17 protein-coding genes are annotated in these 18,173 nt (G+C 49.1%); 7 read left to right on the top strand and 10 right to left on the bottom strand.

What is annotated here, in order from left to right; translation table 11 throughout:
• Positions 1-27: 27 nt before the first annotated feature.
• The 7 genes from lepB to rseD all read right to left on the bottom strand — a co-directional run bounded on the left by lepB (position 28) and on the right by rseD (position 5,850).
• Positions 28-1,002, bottom strand: coding sequence for a signal peptidase I (gene lepB, locus DY231_RS05550; protein ID WP_115627570.1), 975 nt, complete (start codon positions 1,000-1,002; stop codon positions 28-30).
• A gap of 14 nt (positions 1,003-1,016) precedes the next feature.
• A complete protein-coding gene (gene lepA / locus DY231_RS05545) occupies positions 1,017-2,816 on the bottom strand; it encodes a translation elongation factor 4 (RefSeq protein WP_115627569.1) in 1,800 nt (599 codons plus the stop codon).
• Positions 2,817-3,021: 205 nt separating this feature from the next.
• Positions 3,022-3,501: a SoxR-reducing system protein RseC gene (gene rseC, locus DY231_RS05535; RefSeq protein WP_115627568.1), complete on the bottom strand. Its 480-nt coding sequence runs from the start codon at positions 3,499-3,501 to the stop codon at positions 3,022-3,024.
• Positions 3,498-4,454, bottom strand: a complete 957-nt coding sequence (gene rseB, locus DY231_RS05530) for a sigma-E factor regulatory protein RseB (RefSeq protein WP_034497747.1) — start codon at positions 4,452-4,454, stop codon at positions 3,498-3,500. Before rseB ends, rseC begins: the two co-directional genes overlap by 4 nt.
• Positions 4,454-5,101: an anti-sigma-E factor RseA gene (rseA, locus tag DY231_RS05525; RefSeq protein WP_034497748.1), complete on the bottom strand. Its 648-nt coding sequence runs from the start codon at positions 5,099-5,101 to the stop codon at positions 4,454-4,456. Before rseA ends, rseB begins: the two co-directional genes overlap by 1 nt.
• Positions 5,102-5,132: 31 nt before the next feature.
• Positions 5,133-5,708 (bottom strand): RNA polymerase sigma factor RpoE, encoded by a 576-nt coding sequence (gene rpoE / locus DY231_RS05520; RefSeq protein ID WP_034497749.1) that lies wholly within the window; start codon positions 5,706-5,708, stop codon positions 5,133-5,135.
• Positions 5,709-5,730: 22 nt separating this feature from the next.
• Positions 5,731-5,850 (bottom strand): rpoE leader peptide RseD, encoded by a 120-nt coding sequence (rseD, locus tag DY231_RS25720; protein ID WP_147295632.1) that lies wholly within the window; start codon positions 5,848-5,850, stop codon positions 5,731-5,733.
• 293 nt (positions 5,851-6,143) lie between these two features.
• On the opposite strand from rseD, the gene nadB reads away from it, so the two are divergent.
• Positions 6,144-7,760: an L-aspartate oxidase gene (nadB, locus tag DY231_RS05515; protein WP_115631773.1), complete on the top strand. Its 1,617-nt coding sequence runs from the start codon at positions 6,144-6,146 to the stop codon at positions 7,758-7,760.
• On the opposite strand, the gene trmN is transcribed toward nadB, so the two are convergent.
• Positions 7,745-8,482 carry a tRNA(1)(Val) (adenine(37)-N(6))-methyltransferase TrmN gene (gene trmN, locus DY231_RS05510; protein WP_115627567.1) on the bottom strand — a complete coding sequence of 246 codons (738 nt, stop codon included), beginning with the start codon at positions 8,480-8,482 and terminating at the stop codon, positions 7,745-7,747. The genes nadB and trmN overlap by 16 nt on opposite strands.
• 133 nt (positions 8,483-8,615) lie before the next feature.
• Here trmN and srmB point away from each other — a divergent pair, with 133 nt between their 5' ends.
• A complete protein-coding gene (gene srmB, locus DY231_RS05505; RefSeq protein WP_115627566.1) occupies positions 8,616-9,938 on the top strand; it encodes an ATP-dependent RNA helicase SrmB in 1,323 nt (440 codons plus the stop codon).
• Positions 9,939-10,083: 145 nt separating this feature from the next.
• On the opposite strand, the gene grcA is transcribed toward srmB, so the two are convergent.
• Positions 10,084-10,467: an autonomous glycyl radical cofactor GrcA gene (grcA, locus tag DY231_RS05500; RefSeq protein ID WP_115627565.1), complete on the bottom strand. Its 384-nt coding sequence runs from the start codon at positions 10,465-10,467 to the stop codon at positions 10,084-10,086.
• Positions 10,468-10,786: 319 nt separating this feature from the next.
• Here grcA and ung point away from each other — a divergent pair, with 319 nt between their 5' ends.
• Positions 10,787-11,467, top strand: coding sequence for a uracil-DNA glycosylase (gene ung, locus DY231_RS05490; RefSeq protein ID WP_115627563.1), 681 nt, complete (start codon positions 10,787-10,789; stop codon positions 11,465-11,467).
• A gap of 54 nt (positions 11,468-11,521) precedes the next feature.
• On the opposite strand, the gene DY231_RS05485 is transcribed toward ung, so the two are convergent.
• On the bottom strand, positions 11,522-12,583 hold the full coding sequence (locus DY231_RS05485; protein ID WP_034497757.1) for a tRNA/rRNA methyltransferase: 1,062 nt from the start codon (positions 12,581-12,583) through the stop codon (positions 11,522-11,524).
• Positions 12,584-12,794: 211 nt separating this feature from the next.
• On the opposite strand from DY231_RS05485, the gene trxC reads away from it, so the two are divergent.
• From trxC to pssA, 4 genes are all read left to right on the top strand, one after another.
• Positions 12,795-13,214 (top strand): thioredoxin TrxC, encoded by a 420-nt coding sequence (trxC, locus tag DY231_RS05480; RefSeq protein WP_115627562.1) that lies wholly within the window; start codon positions 12,795-12,797, stop codon positions 13,212-13,214.
• 72 nt (positions 13,215-13,286) lie between these two features.
• On the top strand, positions 13,287-13,988 hold the full coding sequence (locus DY231_RS05475) for a tRNA-uridine aminocarboxypropyltransferase (protein WP_115627561.1): 702 nt from the start codon (positions 13,287-13,289) through the stop codon (positions 13,986-13,988).
• A gap of 32 nt (positions 13,989-14,020) precedes the next feature.
• Positions 14,021-16,681, top strand: coding sequence for a bifunctional acetate--CoA ligase family protein/GNAT family N-acetyltransferase (locus DY231_RS05470; protein ID WP_115627560.1), 2,661 nt, complete (start codon positions 14,021-14,023; stop codon positions 16,679-16,681).
• Between the two features lie 114 nt (positions 16,682-16,795).
• The gene (gene pssA, locus DY231_RS05465) at positions 16,796-18,151 is read left to right on the top strand and encodes a CDP-diacylglycerol--serine O-phosphatidyltransferase (RefSeq protein ID WP_115627559.1); all 1,356 of its coding nucleotides are present in this window, start codon (positions 16,796-16,798) and stop codon (positions 18,149-18,151) included.
• Positions 18,152-18,173: the final 22 nt, after the last annotated feature.

Here is an 18,173-nt window from a genome sequence, read left to right as displayed (position 1 = left end):
AGTCGTTATCTGAATGGATTTAATTGATCAATGAATTCCGCCTATACGGCTTAAACGAACACCCGTTGGCCATTCACCTTCTTGTTTCTCGAAACTCATCCAGATTGCGGTCGCTTTACCGACCAGATTTGCCTCAGGAACAAAGCCCCAATAACGGCTATCAGCGCTGTTATCGCGGTTATCACCCATCATGAAATAATGGCCCGGTGGAACAATCCAGGTCGCCAGTTGTTGGCCCGGTTGCTGGTAATACATACCCAGCTGATCCTGCGCAATTGGCACGGTCAGAATATTGTGAGTCACATCGCCCAAAGTTTCTTTGCGCTCGGAAAGACGAATACCATTTTCTTTGGTTTGGTTCTGTGGCAACTGGAAGAAACCAGAGTTTGCTTCACTGCCGTTGCGGCGTGCAAATGTCTGCACAAAATCACTGGGTTCTACATTGCTGTAAGTAATTGGCAACGCGTTGTCACAGGCCTGGCCTGAACTGCAATTTGGCTGAACAGTGACTTCTTTTGCCACAGGATCGTAACTGACACGATCGCCCGGTAAACCGACAGCACGCTTGATGTAATCAAGACGCGGATCTTGTGGATATTTGAACACCACAATATCGCCGCGTTTTGGATGACCGGTTTCAATGAGCGTATTCTGGTAAATAGGATCTTTAATGCCATAGGCAAATTTCTCTACCAGAATAAAATCGCCGATTAAAAGCGTTGGCATCATGGAGCCGGATGGTATCTGGAAGGGTTCATAAATAAATGAACGCACAATCAGAACTATCGCGAGCACAGGGAATACGGATGCCCCCGTTTCTAACCAACCTGGTTTCGGTCCGACTTTTTTGAGCGTTTTGCCATCAAGCGCATCACCCGTGGCAGCTTGCGCTGCCGCCTGTTTTTCCCGACGTTTTGGCGCAAAGATAAATTTATCAATGCACCATAAAATACCCGTCACCAGCGTCGCTATCACGAGGATTAGCGCAAACATATTCGCCATGCCAACTCCTTAATTTATTTGCTGTCTTTGCCGACATGCAGAATGGCGAGGAACGCTTCCTGAGGCAGTTCGACGTTACCGACTTGCTTCATACGCTTCTTACCGTCCTTCTGTTTCTGCAACAGCTTTTTCTTACGGCTTACGTCACCGCCGTAGCATTTTGCCAGAACGTTTTTACGCAATTGTTTAACGGTAGAACGCGCAATAATGTGTGCGCCGATAGCCGCCTGAATCGCAATATCAAATTGCTGACGCGGGATCAGCTCTTGCATTTTCTCAACCAGTTGGCGACCACGGAACTGTGAATTGCCACGGTGAGTAATCAATGCGAGGGCATCAACACGATCGCCGTTGATCAGAACATCAACACGCACCATGTCAGAAGCCTGGAAGCGTTTGAAGTTATAGTCCAGAGACGCATAACCACGAGATGTCGATTTCAAACGATCGAAGAAGTCGAGGACCACTTCAGCCATCGGAATTTCATAGGTCAGCGCAACCTGATTACCGTGGTAAACCATGTTGGTTTGCACACCACGTTTTTCGATACACAGAGTGATCACGCTGCCCAGATATTCCTGAGGCATCAGCATGTGACATTCTGCAATTGGCTCACGCAGTTCAGCAATGTTATTCAGTGCTGGCAGCTTGGAAGGGCTATCAACATAGATCGTTTCGCCAGTGGTGGTTTCGACTTCGTAAACTACGGTTGGCGCGGTGGTAATCAGGTCAAGATCGTATTCACGTTCCAGACGTTCCTGAATGATTTCCATGTGCAGCAGGCCAAGGAAGCCACAGCGGAAGCCGAAGCCCAGCGCCGTTGAGCTTTCTGGCTCGAAGAATAAGGAAGCATCGTTCAGGCTCAATTTGCCAAGCGCATCACGGAAGTTTTCGTAATCGTCAGAGCTAACCGGGAACAGGCCTGCATAAACCTGCGGCTTCACTTTTTTGAAGCCTGGCAGCGCTTTATCTGCCGGGTTACGTGCAAGAGTCAAAGTATCGCCAACTGGCGCGCCGAGAATGTCTTTAATCGCGCAGACCAACCAGCCAACTTCCCCACAGCCGAGTACGTCACGATCGACACGTTTCGGCGTGAAAATGCCCAGACGGTCAGCGTTATACACCTGGCCGGTGCTCATAACTTTAATTTTGTCGCCTTTTCTCATGGTGCCGTTTTTGATACGCACCAGGGAGACAACACCAAGGTAGTTATCGAACCAGGAGTCAATGATCAGCGCCTGCAACGGTGCTTCCGGATCACCCTCAGGGCCTGGGATATCGCGCACCAGACGTTCAAGAACATCCGTTACACCAAAACCAGTTTTAGCTGAACAACGAACAGCATCAGCGGCATCGATACCCACGATATCTTCAATTTCTTGCGCAGCACGTTCAGGGTCAGCCGCTGGCAGGTCAATTTTGTTCAGTACAGGAACGACTTCCAGATCCATTTCCATGGCGGTATAGCAGTTTGCCAGGGTCTGAGCTTCAACACCCTGCCCGGCATCCACCACCAGCAACGCACCTTCGCACGCGGCAAGCGAACGAGAAACTTCATAAGAGAAGTCAACGTGACCAGGTGTGTCGATGAAATTCAGGTGATAAGTTTCACCATCACTTGCTTTGTAATCCAGAGTCACGCTTTGCGCTTTTATGGTAATCCCGCGCTCACGTTCAAGATCCATGGAGTCAAGAACCTGGGCTTCCATTTCGCGATCGGACAGGCCGCCGCAAATTTGGATAATACGGTCAGACAGCGTCGATTTGCCGTGGTCGATGTGGGCAATAATAGAAAAGTTACGTATATTCTTCATAGTTAGAGGTTTTTATGCCTTACAAATCCGGGAAAGCTCGGCGCTACGCGCTGTACAGAGCATGATGTCAATGGCTGTCTTTTGCCTGAAACGCCGCATTCTACACTACAACCAGAAAGCGAGGAAACAGGTCATCATGCAAGCTTAGCTAAGCGATGAAAAGCCGATGGAGTGAGTGTCAAACAGATGATGGGTAGCAGGTGCTTCACGGGTTATCTGCAGGCGTCATGGTTTCGACTCTGAGCGCATCTGGCGGCAGAGCAACGCTGAGAATAACCGGCTGCCAGTTTTCACGGCGGCTGAGTTTCAAAGAGAACCCGCGGGCGATAAGAAAACCGCCTACGCCTCCCAGTAATGCACCACAAATCGCGGCAAGGTTTGTATCAAACATCGCCTGAAAAAGAGCAGATACGATAAACAAACCGACCAGTGGAGACATGTAAACCAGTAATGCAGAGCCTATCAGGCTGCCTTCAGCGATGCCCAATTCGACTTTTTGACCGGCCACCAGCGGAGTATCGCAGGCAACCGATAAGGTGTGACTCGTTTGTGGGCCGAGCTTATTAAGGATGCGACTACCGCAGCCTGCGCGTGAAGCACAACTGCTGCAAGATGCTTTCACATCACAGCTTAATAATGCTTCACCCTGTTTCCAGGAGACAACGGTTGCCCACTCTTTAATCATTGTCCGTTCCTGAATTTGATGCTGTCCGCAATACGTTTTGCCGTTTGCGGTGGTAGTTCACCCACAATGGTGATTTCCGTTTTATCACGAATCTCAGAACTTACGGTGCGACGCCCCGTGCGTAGAATCTGATCGGTGCTATTACTGGCCGCACGGCTAATATTGACCGAGAAGCTAAACAGACCATCTGAATAAAGACGTGATTCGATAGGGACATCAACCGTTGGTAATGGGCGACGGCTGCTGGAAACTTCACTAAATCCTTGCGGCAGCCAGGTCGGTGCCCAGGTAAAGTTAATTTTTTCAGCACCAGGGACTGACAATAATGGCGGTAAATTCGCCTTTGCCAGACTTTGCATCATGCCGTTCGCTTCTTTGCTGACATTAAAGGAGATCACGCGGAATTGTTCCAGCGTTTCGCCATCACGGTCCAGCAAATCAACACGCAGGGGTAATTTGGTTTCTGAATCCATCCACACCATATAGCTGTAACGCGTACCGTCTCTGGCCACCACACGGATGACTTCACAAAGCCTGTCGGCAATACGAGTGCGTCCGACAGAGATGAAGTCGTAATATGGCGTTAAGCGTTTGAAATCGGTGTAAACGATTGATGGAAGCGAATCAACGATGTAATCCCCGGTGAGCGTAAATGGCTCAAGCCCAGGTTCAAAATAGCTGATTTCACTGCCACGCTGGACGACTTCTCGGCGCGGGCCATCCATCTGAAGCAATTGAGCAAGCGGACGATTATCAAGCCTTGCATGGCGATACCGTAAGGATTCTATGCCTTGCTTATTGATGCTGATAAATGCCAACTCATAATTGAGTGACTGACTCGCCTGGTTCATTTGCTGCAACAATGCCCCGGACGAAACAGTGTCCGCCGAGGCATTTGAGCTGAACAACAGGCTGCTTGTCATAAGAGACAGGGCATACCAAAGTTGCTTCATTACTGCGATTGAGTTCCTAAAGTTTGGTTTCCTGGCACTTGTACCGCAGCTTGCTGGGTTTGTGCCTGTTCAAACTGGAGTTGCTCGGCGTGTAAACGACGCTGCAATTCGTAATCTTGCAACATGGCATTGATACGTCGACGCTGTTCCTGTACCTGCTGCTGACCCGTACTGGCTGTGCTGTCAGACGGCACACCTAAACTTACCGGACTCGCTTTACCCATCATAGGCAAAGTGTTGAACACTGGAGCCTCGGGTTGAGCAGGGTTGTCAGACTGGCCATTATAGTGCTGCACACCAACGATTACTGCAAGTGATACACATGCAGCAACACCCATTTGGGTAAGTTGGCTAGCCCACGGACGCACCTTGTTCCAGAATGACATTTTCTGCCATTGTTCTGGTTTTGGTTGCTGTTCAGTAATGAGTGGCGTGACATGACGCACTGGCTCATTTTCAATTGCGGCCATGACATTAGCTGCAATATCAAAATGAAGTAATTCACTGGTATCGCCGCGCATTGTGTCGCGGATTAGGTGGTAGCTCTCCCAGCTTTGCTGCATTGATTTGTCTTTCGACAAAATACTTAGCAGCTCGCTATCCAGAGTTTCCCCATCCATTAAAGCGGAAAGCTGTTCTTTCTGCATGCCTAATTACCCTTCCAGTAACCCGCTATCGTCAACGCCTGATAAGCGGTTGAACTTTATTATCAATAGCTTCCCGCGCACGGAAAATACGAGAACGTACAGTCCCTACCGGGCAATCCATGATGGCGGCTATTTCTTCATAGCTCAAACCATCCAACTCCCGCAACGTAATTGCCATACGTAAATCTTCCGGAAGTGACTCAATAGTACGGAAAACTATTTGTCTCAGTTCTTCAGACAACATTAAGTTCTCAGGGTTCGAAATTTCTTTCAATGCGCTGCCACTTTCGTAGTTTTCCGCATCAATTGCGTCCACATCACTTGATGGAGGACGACGACCCTGAGCAACCAGATAATTTTTCGCCGTGTTGACCGCTATACGATACAACCATGTGTAAAACGCGCTATCGCCACGGAATGAATCCAGTGCGCGATAAGCTTTAATGAAAGATTCCTGCACTACATCAGGGACATCCCCTGATGGTACATAGCGGGAAACCAGGCTCGCCACTTTATGCTGATAACGAATTACCAGTAAATTGAATGACTTCTGATCTCCCTTCTGGACCCGTTCGACGAGGACCTGATCCGTTAACTGCTCGCTCATCCGAGGTAATGTCTCCCCAAACCTATTTCCACGCGTAATTGAAAAGCCACCCGAACTCTGCATACATGAGCAAGTTCACGGTTGGAACGCTCGATTTGAGCAAAGTTCCGTTACGCCTTTGTTTTCCTGATCTGTTCCACAAATTATCTCTTCTTGGTTATAAGTTTCGTGGCACAAACGGTGACACCTTTTTTAACCTAAAAGGCGATCGCTAAATTGCATGCAGAGTATCGCATGAATCATGATTTTTCATCAGAAAATCTGCCGCTGACGGTGGCCTGACTGCAAATATGGCTTATTCCGCACATAATTCAGATGAAACTGACTTCTGCAGGTCATCTTGTTTAGTTGATATAACACAGCTTTAAAAAAAGCGTGTTGTAGCCCACATCGGGTGATATGCTGGCCCAACCATTGTTTAGTAAATTAAACACGATGAACGCAAATTCCGAACTCGCTTGTGATGTATTAATCGTCGGTAGCGGAGCTGCTGGCCTCTCTCTTGCTTTACGGCTTGCCGAAAACAGCAAAGTAATAGTTCTGAGTAAAGGGCCGATTAATGAAGGCTCAACTTTATATGCTCAGGGCGGCATTGCCGCTGTGTTTGATGAAACGGACAGCATCGACTCACATGTAGAAGATACTCTCATTGCAGGCGCTGGAATTTGTGACCGTGAGGCGGTGGAGTTTGTCGCCGGTAATGCACGTCACTGCGTGCAATGGCTGATTGACCAGGGCGTGTTATTTGATACCGAAGTTCAGCCAAATGGTGCAGAAAGCTATCATTTAACCCGCGAAGGTGGGCATAGCCATCGTCGAATTCTGCATGCTGCAGACGCCACGGGTAAAGAAGTGGAAACCACTCTGGTGGGGAAAGCGCTTAACCACCCGAATATTCGTGTCATCGAACGCAGTAATGCCGTCGATTTAATTGTTTCAGACAAAATAGGTTTACCGGGTACGCGACGCGTGGTCGGAGCCTGGATCTGGAACCGCAATCGTGAAAAAGTGGAAACCTGCCGTGCAAAAGCGGTGGTTCTGGCCACCGGCGGCGCATCGAAAGTTTATCAGTACACCACTAACCCAGATATTTCTTCAGGCGATGGTATTGCCATGGCCTGGCGCGCCGGTTGCCGCGTCGCAAACCTGGAATTTAACCAGTTCCACCCTACCGCGTTGTTCCATCCTCAAGCACGTAATTTCCTGCTGACCGAAGCCTTACGCGGTGAAGGTGCATATCTCAAGCGCCCGGATGGCTCACGGTTCATGCCTGATTTTGATGAGCGTGGTGAACTGGCTCCGCGAGATATCGTCGCTCGCGCCATCGATCATGAGATGAAGCGTCTGGGTGCAGACTGCATGTACCTTGATATCAGCCACAAACCAGAAGAGTTTGTACGCCATCATTTCCCAACCATTTACGAAAAGCTGATGGGGCTGGGTATTGATCTCACCAAAGAACCCGTCCCGGTTGTGCCAGCGGCACATTACACCTGCGGCGGTGTGATGGTCGATGAAAATGGGCGGACTGATGTTGACGGGCTATATGCTATCGGCGAAGTCACTTATACCGGTCTGCATGGCGCAAACCGTATGGCGTCGAACTCGCTGCTGGAATGCCTGGTTTATGGCTGGTCAGCGGCAGAGGATATTATAAAGCGTATGCCATACGCCCGAATCTCCAGAAAACTGCCGGACTGGGATGATAGCCGCGTCGATAATCCAGATGAACAGGTTGTGATTCAACATAACTGGCATGAGCTTCGCCTGTTTATGTGGGATTACGTTGGGATTGTACGATCCACGCGCCGTCTGGAACGCGCACTGCGCCGAATTACGATGTTGCAGCAAGAGATCGACGAATACTATGCCAACTTCCGCGTGTCGAACAATTTGCTGGAACTGCGCAACCTGGTGCAGGTTGCTGAGTTAATCGTGCGCTGTGCCATGATGCGTAAAGAAAGCCGGGGTCTGCACTACACTCTGGACTACCCGGATTTGGCCGAAAACTCCGGGCCAAGCATTCTTTCGCCACTCTACATAAATAAATAGAAATCCTGGGTCAGGCTGCAATAGCCTTCGGAATACTGTTGGTCTGGCCCACGAATGATTAATCGTTCAGTAAAGTATTCACCATCTGTTGGTGACAACGCCAACATGACGCGATGCGGCAAACGCGTTTCATTATCTGCGATATCTGTACGGTAACGTACAAACCATCCCTGTGTTTTTGCCAGTTCACAAAAAGCCGTTCCCGACGTTTCAGGCATGATCACACAGAAAAAGCCATCTTCAGTGATCAACTGAGCGGCACTACTCAACAACGCGTTATGATCAAGCGTTGTGGTATAGCGAGCCTGGGCACGTTCCGGTGAAGCACAATCACTGCCCTGGGAAAAAAATGGCGGGTTGCTGATGATTAACGAATAACGTTGCGTGGCTTGTTGCGCCCATTCACGAATATCAGCGCAATGAACCGAGATACGCGAAGACCACTTGCACCCTGCGGCGTTTTCCGCAGCTTGCTCAGCGGCAACAGGATCAAGTTCTACTGCATCGATCGTGACATGATCAGGCGTGCGCTGCGCGAGCATTAATGCCAGTAAGCCGCTTCCGGTGCCAATATCCAATACGTTTTTCACATTTGCTACGGGTACCCATGCGCCCAGCAACGTGCCATCGGTTCCGACTTTCATTGCGCATCTGTCGTGCGCTACAAAGAATTGTTTAAAGGTGAATCCATCACGACGCAATACTGCTCTTTGACTGCACATCTTAGCTACCCTGTAGAGAAACGGGTGTAGCATAGGGGAAAGTTGCTGCCAGGAAAAGCGTCAGTTATCCACACAAACAGATGAAGATCGCAGCCATAACGTCTATAATCGGCGCCCTACATAGAGGAAGACCATGACTGTAACCACTTTTTCCGAACTGGAACTTGACGAGAGCTTGTTGCTCGCGCTCCAGGACAAGGGCTTTACCCGCCCGACAGCTATTCAGGCTGCCGCCATTCCACCTGCACTTGAAGGGCGTGATGTCCTCGGTTCCGCACCAACCGGTACCGGTAAAACAGCCGCTTATTTGCTGCCTGTGTTACAGCATTTGGTCGATTTCCCGCGTAAAAAATCTGGCCCACCACGTATTTTGATCGTCACGCCAACGCGTGAACTGGCAATGCAAGTGGCCGATCACGCTCGTGAGCTGGCAAAACATACACATCTTGATATCGCAACCATCACTGGTGGCGTGGCTTATATGAACCACGCTGAAGTGTTTAGCGAAAATCAGGATATCGTTGTCGCAACGACGGGCCGCCTGCTGCAATACATCAAAGAAGAAAACTTTGATTGCCGTGCGGTTGAGACACTGATTCTTGATGAAGCCGATCGCATGTTGGATTTGGGCTTTGCGCAGGATATCGAAACCATTGCTGCTGAGACTCGCTGGCGCAAACAAACCATGCTGTTCTCTGCCACGCTTGAAGGCGATGCAATCAAGAACTTCGCAGAGCGTTTGTTAGAAGATCCGGTTGAAGTTTCAGCAACGTCATCAACACGTGAACGCAAAAAAATCCACCAGTGGTACTACCGTGCCGATAACATTGAGCATAAAACCGCTCTGTTGGTACATCTGCTCAAACAACCGGATACCACTCGTTCAATCGTCTTTGTGCGTAAACGCGATCGTGTGCATGAACTGGTTGCCTGGCTTCGCGAAGCGGGAATCAATACCTGCTATCTCGAAGGCGAAATGGTGCAGATGAAACGTACCGAGGCAATCAAGCGTTTGACTGATGGCCGCGTGAACGTTCTGATTGCAACCGATGTTGCCGCGCGTGGTATTGATATTCCAGAAGTGAGCCATGTGTTTAACTTCGATATGCCGCGTACTGCTGATACCTATCTGCACCGTATCGGGCGTACGGGTCGTGCTGGCCTGAAAGGCACTGCAATCTCGTTGGTTGAAGCGCATGACCATTTGCTGCTGGGCAAAGTCACTCGCTACATGAAAGAACCAATGAAATCTCGCGTGATTGATGAGCTACGCCCAACCACTCGCGCACCGAGTGAAAAACTCACCGGAAAGCCGTCGAAGAAAGTGCTCGCTAAGCGCGAAGAGAAGAAGAAAGACGAGAAAGAAAAACCGCGTGTGAAAGTTCGTCTTCGCGATAAGAAGAATGTCGGTAAGCGCCGTAAACCAAGCAGTGCGAAAACAGATTCAGCTGAATAATTCATCAGCAGCTATATAAGCCGTCTCCCAGGAGGCGGTTTTTTTATGACTTGAGTTAGAGTTTTAACCGTTTCGTTACATTTATGAATCAGAACCATAAAAAAAGCCGGTGCAATTGCCACCGGCTTTTTAAATACTTTAGAAATTACAGGCTTGCAGTGAAGGTACGAGCAATGACGTCACGCTGCTGTTCTGCAGTCAGTGAGTTGAAACGTACGGCATAGCCAGAAACACGAATGGTCAGCTGCGGATATTTTTCTGGGTGTTTAACAGCATCTTCCAGAGTTTCACGACGCAGAACGTTCACGTTCAGGTGCTGACCACCTTCTACACGAACTTCAGGTTTTGCTTCTACTGGGATTTCACGATATTCGAACTCGCCCAGTTTGCTCACTGCGACAACTTCATCTTCAGCAAAATCCGCTTTAGCACATACACAACGCGCTTCGCCTTTCTCGCTGTCCAGCAGCCAGATAGAGTTCAGGAGTGAATCATTTGCAGCTTTAGTAATTTGGATACCAGTAATCATTTTATTTCTCCCTATGGGCTAATTTTGTGATTCTATTTCGGGCCATAAACTGGCTCATTGGTAAAACCATTGTTGCGTTACTGATCTTTATACTAGCCAAACCGGCTTCAAACTTTGATTTAAATCAATTAAATCCATGCCGTCAATGTGCCTATGATATCATTTATTTGTTTTACATCAACTTAGCGGACGTGGTCGAAATTAAAAATTATGTAAATTTTCAAATTTTTTTAGGTTTAAGTCTCAAAGTGACTCATCCATTTTGTTTAGAAGAAAGAAGCCGTTAAGCTAGTGAGATTCCAAATCGCAGGAGAGCGAGATGACGACCCCCCTCACCTGGCACGATGTGCTGGCTCAAGAAAAGCAACAACCCTATTTCATTCATACGCTGGCAACCGTTGCTGAACGACGTGCTGCTGGAGTCACGGTTTATCCTCCTCAGAAAGACGTATTCAACGCATTCAGATTTACAGAGCTGAGTGGCGTGAAAGTGGTCATCCTTGGGCAAGACCCCTATCATGGTCCAGGGCAAGCGCACGGTCTGGCATTCTCTGTTCTGCCGGGGATTGCAGTTCCACCCTCTTTAAAGAATATGTACAAAGAATTGCAGAGCGACATTGCTGATTTTGTGCAACCCAATCACGGTTATCTCGAAAGCTGGGCGCGTCAGGGCGTGCTTTTACTCAACACGGTATTAACCGTCGAGGCGGGTAATGCGCATTCACATGCGAAATTAGGCTGGGAAACATTCACAGATAAAGTAATTGCGCTGATTAACGAACACTGTGAAGGTGTCGTCTTTTTACTCTGGGGATCGCATGCGCAGAAGAAAGGCAGTTTTATTGACAGGAACCGCCATCACGTTTTACAAGCCCCTCATCCCTCGCCTTTGTCGGCACATCGTGGTTTTCTGGGGTGTGGGCACTTCTCTAAAACCAATCAGTATCTGACCGAACGCAACCAGCCCGCAATTGACTGGACGCCGGTCTTGCCAGAATAAAGAGACAAAAAAGCCAGCTTTCGCTGGCTTTTTAAAACGGTGATTCTCAAAGCATTACGCTTTGTTTTGACGCCACCATTCAGACAACAACACACCGGTTGCCACTGATACGTTCAGGCTTTCAACATTACCAGTACCTGTGATAGCAACGCTCATGTCAGCATTTTCAAAGGTCGCATCAGATACACCTTCACGTTCCTGACCTAACACCAGAACCATTTTCTTCGGCAACTCAGCTTTGAAAAGCGGAGTTCCTTTATGGCTTGATGTTGTGACAATCGCGTAACCGGCTTTACGGAATTGCTCCAGACCTTCTTCGAAAGTCTCGCCGCTGATTGCTTCAACATGCTCCGCACCGCCTTCAGCAGTACGAACCGCAGCGCCAGATTCCAGCATTGCTGCATCTTCCACCAGCAAGCCTTTCACACCGAAGTGTGCGCAGCTGCGCATAATGCCGCCGAGGTTATGCGGGTTAGCCACGTTTTCCAGCGCCAGCACACAATCTTCTTCGCCAGCTTTAGATAACCAGCTGTCAACAGTAATGCCGCGACGCTTTTTAATGATGAAACAAACGCCACCGTGGTGTTCTGTACCGGATGCTTTAACCAACTCCGCATCATCTACCACATGGTAGGCTTTACGGTTTGCAGCCATCCAACGCAGTGCTTCTTTGAAGCGCGGGGTCACGCTCTGGATGAACCAGGCACGTACGATGCAATCAGGACGGCTCAGGAACAAAGCCTGGCAAGCGTTCTCACCGTAAACACGTGTTTCTTCCGCACGTTGGCGGCGAATGATTTCAGGGTCAACAATAGGTCTGCCATTGGCACCCATTTGCTCGCCTGCTTCAGACACTTCTTCTCTTGGCGGTCGTGAAACCGTGCGCCATGGGTTATCACCACGATCTTCACGATCGTCACTACGATTCCGCTCGCGCCCTGCGCCAGGTTTATCATCGCGACGTGGACCACGACGGCCCTCACCCCGTGACGCTGCTGCCGGACGCCCACCACCTTTACCTGTGCGCGGGTTTTGGCTGCGTTTTTCGCTGTCATCGTCACCGCGGACATACATCACTTTGACCTTGCCGCTTTTACCTTTAAATTCGTCGTTCATGCTTTTCTCCACCTGGCTGAGCGCGTGGCGCGCAGATTACCCGATGTGGCACTGGTTAGCCATTAACTTTGGTCAAAAGCCCACAACTATTGTATTCATCGAATAAATCACTTTGCTGGCACTCGACTAATCGCTGATAATATTTAACATATAAGAAACATCATCTGTGAATTTTGCCATTTTTGGACAACACATCCTTTAGAGGTTAGTTATGAATACCGTTTGTGCCGCCTGCCAGGCAATTAATCGCATTCCCGACGAGCGTATTGATGACGGTGCTAAATGTGGCCGTTGTGGTCACGAGCTGTTCGATGGTGAAGTGATTAATGCCACCAGCGAAACCCTGGATAAATTGCTGCAAGACGACTTACCGGTAGTTGTCGATTTTTGGGCACCATGGTGCGGCCCATGTGTCAACTTCGCGCCAATCTTCGAAGATGTCGCGGAAGAGCGCAGCGGCAAAGTCCGTTTTGTTAAAGTGAATACAGAGGCGGAGCCAGCGCTAAGTGCTCGTTTCCGCATCCGCAGCATTCCGACCATTATGGTGTTTAAAAAAGGTGAAATGGTCGACATGCTAAACGGTGCGATGCCAAAAGCCCCGTTTGAAAGCTGGCTGAACGAAAACATCTAAGTTCACGAGCACGTTTATTGTGCCCGGATACTTCATCTACGTTAGAATGGCGTTTTTAAGCTTGTTTATCTGATGACTGAAAACGCCGTCTTACGTCTTCGCGCTGAACGCCTGGCGCGTGCAACTCGTCCCTTCCTTGCCCGTGGTAATCGCATTCGCCGTTGCCAGCGTTGCCTGCTGCCGCTAAAAGTTTGTCTGTGTGAAACGCTACAACCTCAGAATGCACGGAGCCGCTTTTGCCTGGTGATGTTCGATACAGAACCGATGAAGCCAAGCAATACCGGGCGATTAATTGCCGATATTTTACCGGACACCGAAGCGTTTCAGTGGTCACGTACAGAACCCCCTCAGGCTTTGCTCGATTTAGTCAGCTGCCCTGATTACCAACCAATGGTGGTATTCCCGGCATCTTATGCAAGCGTTGGGCGCGAAGTGCTAACTACCCCGCCAAAATCAGGCAAGCCACCACTCTTCATTATGTTGGATGGTACATGGACCGAAGCACGCAAGATGTTCCGCAAAAGTCCTTATCTTGATGGACTACCCGTGATTTCAGTCGATTTAAGTATTGTCTCCGCCTATCGTCTTCGTGAAGCCCATGCCGAGGGCCAATACTGTACTGCGGAAGTCGCTGCTGCATTGCTCGCACTGGCTGATGATGAACATGCCGCCATCGGTCTGACTGAGCATTTCACGTTATTTCGTGAGAGGTATCTGGCGGGGAAACCTCATCATCAATCCAGCATCACAGCACCGGAACCAGAAAGCGTTTAAACTCACTGAGTTAATTCTCAGGAGAGAGAGCTATGAGTCAACGTGGGCTGGAGGCGCTACTGCGCCCCAAATCAATTGCGGTTATCGGGGCTTCTGCAAAAACAGATCGCGCGGGTTATTTAATGATGCGCAATCTTCTGGCTGGCGGTTTCAACGGCCCAGTCATGCCGGTAACGCCCAGCCATAAAGCGGTCTGCGGCGTGCTTGCCTGGCCTGATATTGCAAGCCTCCCCTTCGCCCCCGATCTCGCCGTCATCTGCACTCACTCAAAACGTAACCTGGAATTACTGCAATCACTGGGAGAAAAAGGCTGTAAAGCCTGCATTATTCTCTCCTCTCCCCCTGAACAATTGCCTGATTTACTGGCTTGCGCTGCACAGTGGCAGATACGTTTACTTGGCCCAAATAGCCTGGGTTTACTTGCTCCGTGGCTGGGCCTCAATGCGAGCTTCTCACCTGTCCCAATTCAAAAAGGTAAACTGGCTTTTATCTCCCAATCTGCGGCTGTTTCTAACACCATTCTGGATTGGGCGCAGCAACGTGAAATGGGCTTCTCGTGGTTTATTGCGTTAGGCGACAGCCTCGATATTGATGTTGATGAATTACTGGATTATCTGGCTCGCGATACCAAAACGAGCGCCATTTTGCTTTATCTGGAACATTTGAGCGATGCGCGGCGTTTTGTTTCGGCCGCGCGAAGTGCTTCTCGTAACAAACCCATTCTGGTGATTAAAAGCGGCCGTAGCACCAAAGCACAAGAATTGCTGAAAACACATCCCGGGCTCGATGCAGCCTGGGATGCGGCGATTCAACGAGCCGGTTTGTTACGGGTGCAAGACACTCATGAACTGTTTTCGGCCGTAGAAACATTGAGCCATATGCGACCGCTTCGCGGCGAACGCCTCATGATTATCAGTAACGGCGCTGCTCCAGCAGCGTTGGCGCTGGATGAGTTATGGTTACGCAATGGCAAACTTGCAACATTAAATGAAGAAATACTCGGTAAGCTAAAAGGGGCTTTGCCCATCAGTGTTGAAAGTGGCAATCCCTTAGACTTACGAGATGACGCCACGCCAGAACGTTATCTTCACGCCGTGGAGATCTTACTTGATAGCCAGGATTTTGATGCACTGATGGTGATCCATGCCCCAAGCGCTGCGGCTCCGGGGACTGAAAGTGCCACCGCATTAATCGACTTAATCCGCAGGCACCCACGGGGTAAATACATCACGTTAATTACCAACTGGTGCGGTGAATATTCGTCTCAGGAATCCAGGCGCTTGTTCAGTGATGCCGGTATTCCGACCTATCGCACGCCTGAAGGCGCAGTTACCGCCTTCATGCATATGGTGGAATACCGTCGTAACCAAAAACAACTGCGTGAAACGCCCGCGCTGCCTGCCAATCTGAAAGCAAATGCCGGCGAGGCGCATCAACTCCTGATGCAGGCATTAAAAGAAGGCGCGACTTCGCTTGATACACATGAAGTGCGCCCTATCTTGCAGGCCTATGGCTTGAACACGTTACCGACCTGGATCGCCGGTGATAGCGCAGAAGCCGTGCATATCGCCGAGCAGATCGGTTATCCCGTGGCATTGAAGCTCCGTTCTCCCGATATTCCGCATAAATCGGAAGTTCAGGGGGTAATGCTATACCTGAGAACCGCCACGGAGGTTCAACAAGCCGCTGATGCCATCATTGACCGTGTGAAAATGGCGTGGCCACAAGCGCGAATTCATGGGTTATTGGTTCAAAGCATGGCTAATCGCGCTGGCGCTCAGGAACTACGAATCGTTGTTGAGCATGATCCTGTCTTTGGCCCTTTGATTATGCTGGGCGAAGGCGGTGTAGAATGGCGACCCGATCAGCAAGCCGTTGTCGCATTACCTCCGTTGAACATGAACCTTGCCCGCTATTTGGTTATTCAGGCGATAAAAAGCGGAAAAATTCGTGGGCGTAGCGCACTACGCCCGTTAGATGTTCCCGGTATTAGTCAGATTCTGGTCCAAGTTTCTAACTTAATTGTCGATTGCCCGGAAATCCGTCGCCTGGATATTCACCCACTTCTGGCTTCTGGAAACGAATTCACATTGCTGGATGTCACCTTACAGCTCGCTGAATTCGAGGGTGATCCGGAGACCCGGCTGGCTATTCGTCCTTATCCCTACCAACTTGAAGAAAACGTGATCCTCAAGAATGGTGAACAGTGCCTGTTTCGCCCGATCCTTCCAGAAGATGAACCGCTGCTACAACAGTTTATTTCCCTGGTCACCAAAGAAGATCTTTACTACCGCTATTTCAGCGAGATCAACGAATTTACCCATGAAGATTTAGCCAATATGACCCAGATCGACTACGATCGAGAAATGGCATTCGTTGCAGTCAGGCAACAAAACGGTACCAGCGAGATAATCGGCGTAACCCGTGCAATCTCCGACCCCGATAATATTGATGCCGAGTTTGCGGTGCTGGTGCGATCTGATTTAAAAGGACTTGGATTAGGCCGCAGACTGCTGGAGAAGCTTATTGCCTACACAGGAGAGCACGGGCTCCAACGCCTTAACGGCATAACAATGCCAAATAACCGTGGCATGGTCTCATTGGCCCGAAAACTTGGATTCGATGTCGATATACAACTGGAAGATGGCATTGTCAGCCTGACACTTCCATTGATTAAAAGCGTGGATTCGTGAGTAAGGTACTGGAAAACTTACTCACTTTACGGGTCAGTAGTGGTATTATCAGCAAGTTCTGACGTCTGGATTTTGCAGAAGGCCATCCAATGAATAGAGAAGATACGCACTGTGATGTTGTCTAAATTTAAACGCAATAAACATCAACAACACCTTGCCCAATTGCCGAAGCTTTCTCAGTCAGTTGATGATGTAGAGACCCTTTTCTCCCCAGCGGATTTCCGTGAAGTCCTGCTGCAAAAAATTGCTAGTGCAACTCGCCGCATCTGTATTGTCGCTCTGTATCTTGAGCAAGACGATGCGGGTAAAGCCGTGTTAGCTGCACTTTACCAGGCGAAACAGCAACGCCCGGAAATTGAAGTGACTGTCCTGGTAGACTGGCATCGCGCTCAGCGAGGCCGAATTGGTGCGGCTGCAACTAACACTAATGCCGACTGGTATCATCGCATGGCTGAAGAACATCCAGGTGTAGATATCCCTGTTCACGGCGTGCCTGTGAATACTCGCGAAGCGTTGGGCGTTCTGCACTTTAAAGGCTTTATTGTTGATGATTGCGTGATTTATAGCGGCGCCAGCGTGAATGACGTTTATCTACATCAGCATGATAAATATCGTTATGACCGCTATCAGGTCATCTGTAATCCGCAGCTTTCCGACATTATGTATAACTGGATGCAGCAAAATCTGGTGCGTGGACGTGCGGTACATCGCCTCGATAGATTACATAGACCAAAAAGCCCTGAGATTAAAAATGATATTCGTTTGTTCCGCCAGGAATTGCGAGATGCGAGTTTCCATTTCCAGGGGAATGCCGATAACGAGCAGCTTGCCGTTACGCCTTTGGTTGGCCTGGGCAAAACAAGCTTGCTCAATAAAACTATCTATCATTTGATGCCGTGTACTGAGCAAAAACTCGTTATCTGTACGCCTTATTTCAACCTTCCGGCGGTACTGGTACGAAATATTATTCAGTTGCTTCGCGAAGGTAAGCAGGTCGAAATTATTGTCGGCGACAAAACGGCGAATGATTTTTATATTCCAGAAGATCAGCCGTTTAAGATAATCGGTGCATTGCCTTATCTCTATGAAATTAACCTTCGCCGCTTCCTGAGCCGTTTGCAATATTACGTTAATAGCGGGCAATTAATTGTGCGCTTATGGAAAGATGAAGATAACAGTTATCACTTGAAAGGTATGTGGGTAGATGACGAGTGGATGCTACTGACGGGAAATAACCTGAACCCGAGAGCATGGAGGCTGGATCTGGAGAATGCGATTCTGATTCATGATCCTAAGCACGAGCTCACCACACAACGCGATCATGAACTGGAATTGATCCGCACGCATACTACTGTTGTTCAGCATTATCGCGATTTACAGAGTATTGCGGAATATCCTATAAAAGTTCGTAAGCTCATTCGCCGCTTGCGACGTATCCGCATCGACCGTTTGATCAGTCGTATTCTGTAATTCATCGTTATACTGATAAAAC

Source organism: Buttiauxella agrestis (assembly GCF_900446255.1).
GTDB classification, from domain to species: Bacteria; Pseudomonadota; Gammaproteobacteria; order Enterobacterales; family Enterobacteriaceae; genus Buttiauxella; species Buttiauxella agrestis.
Note: the sequence above shows the minus strand (reverse complement) of the source record. Positions and strands in the feature narration are given on the sequence as shown.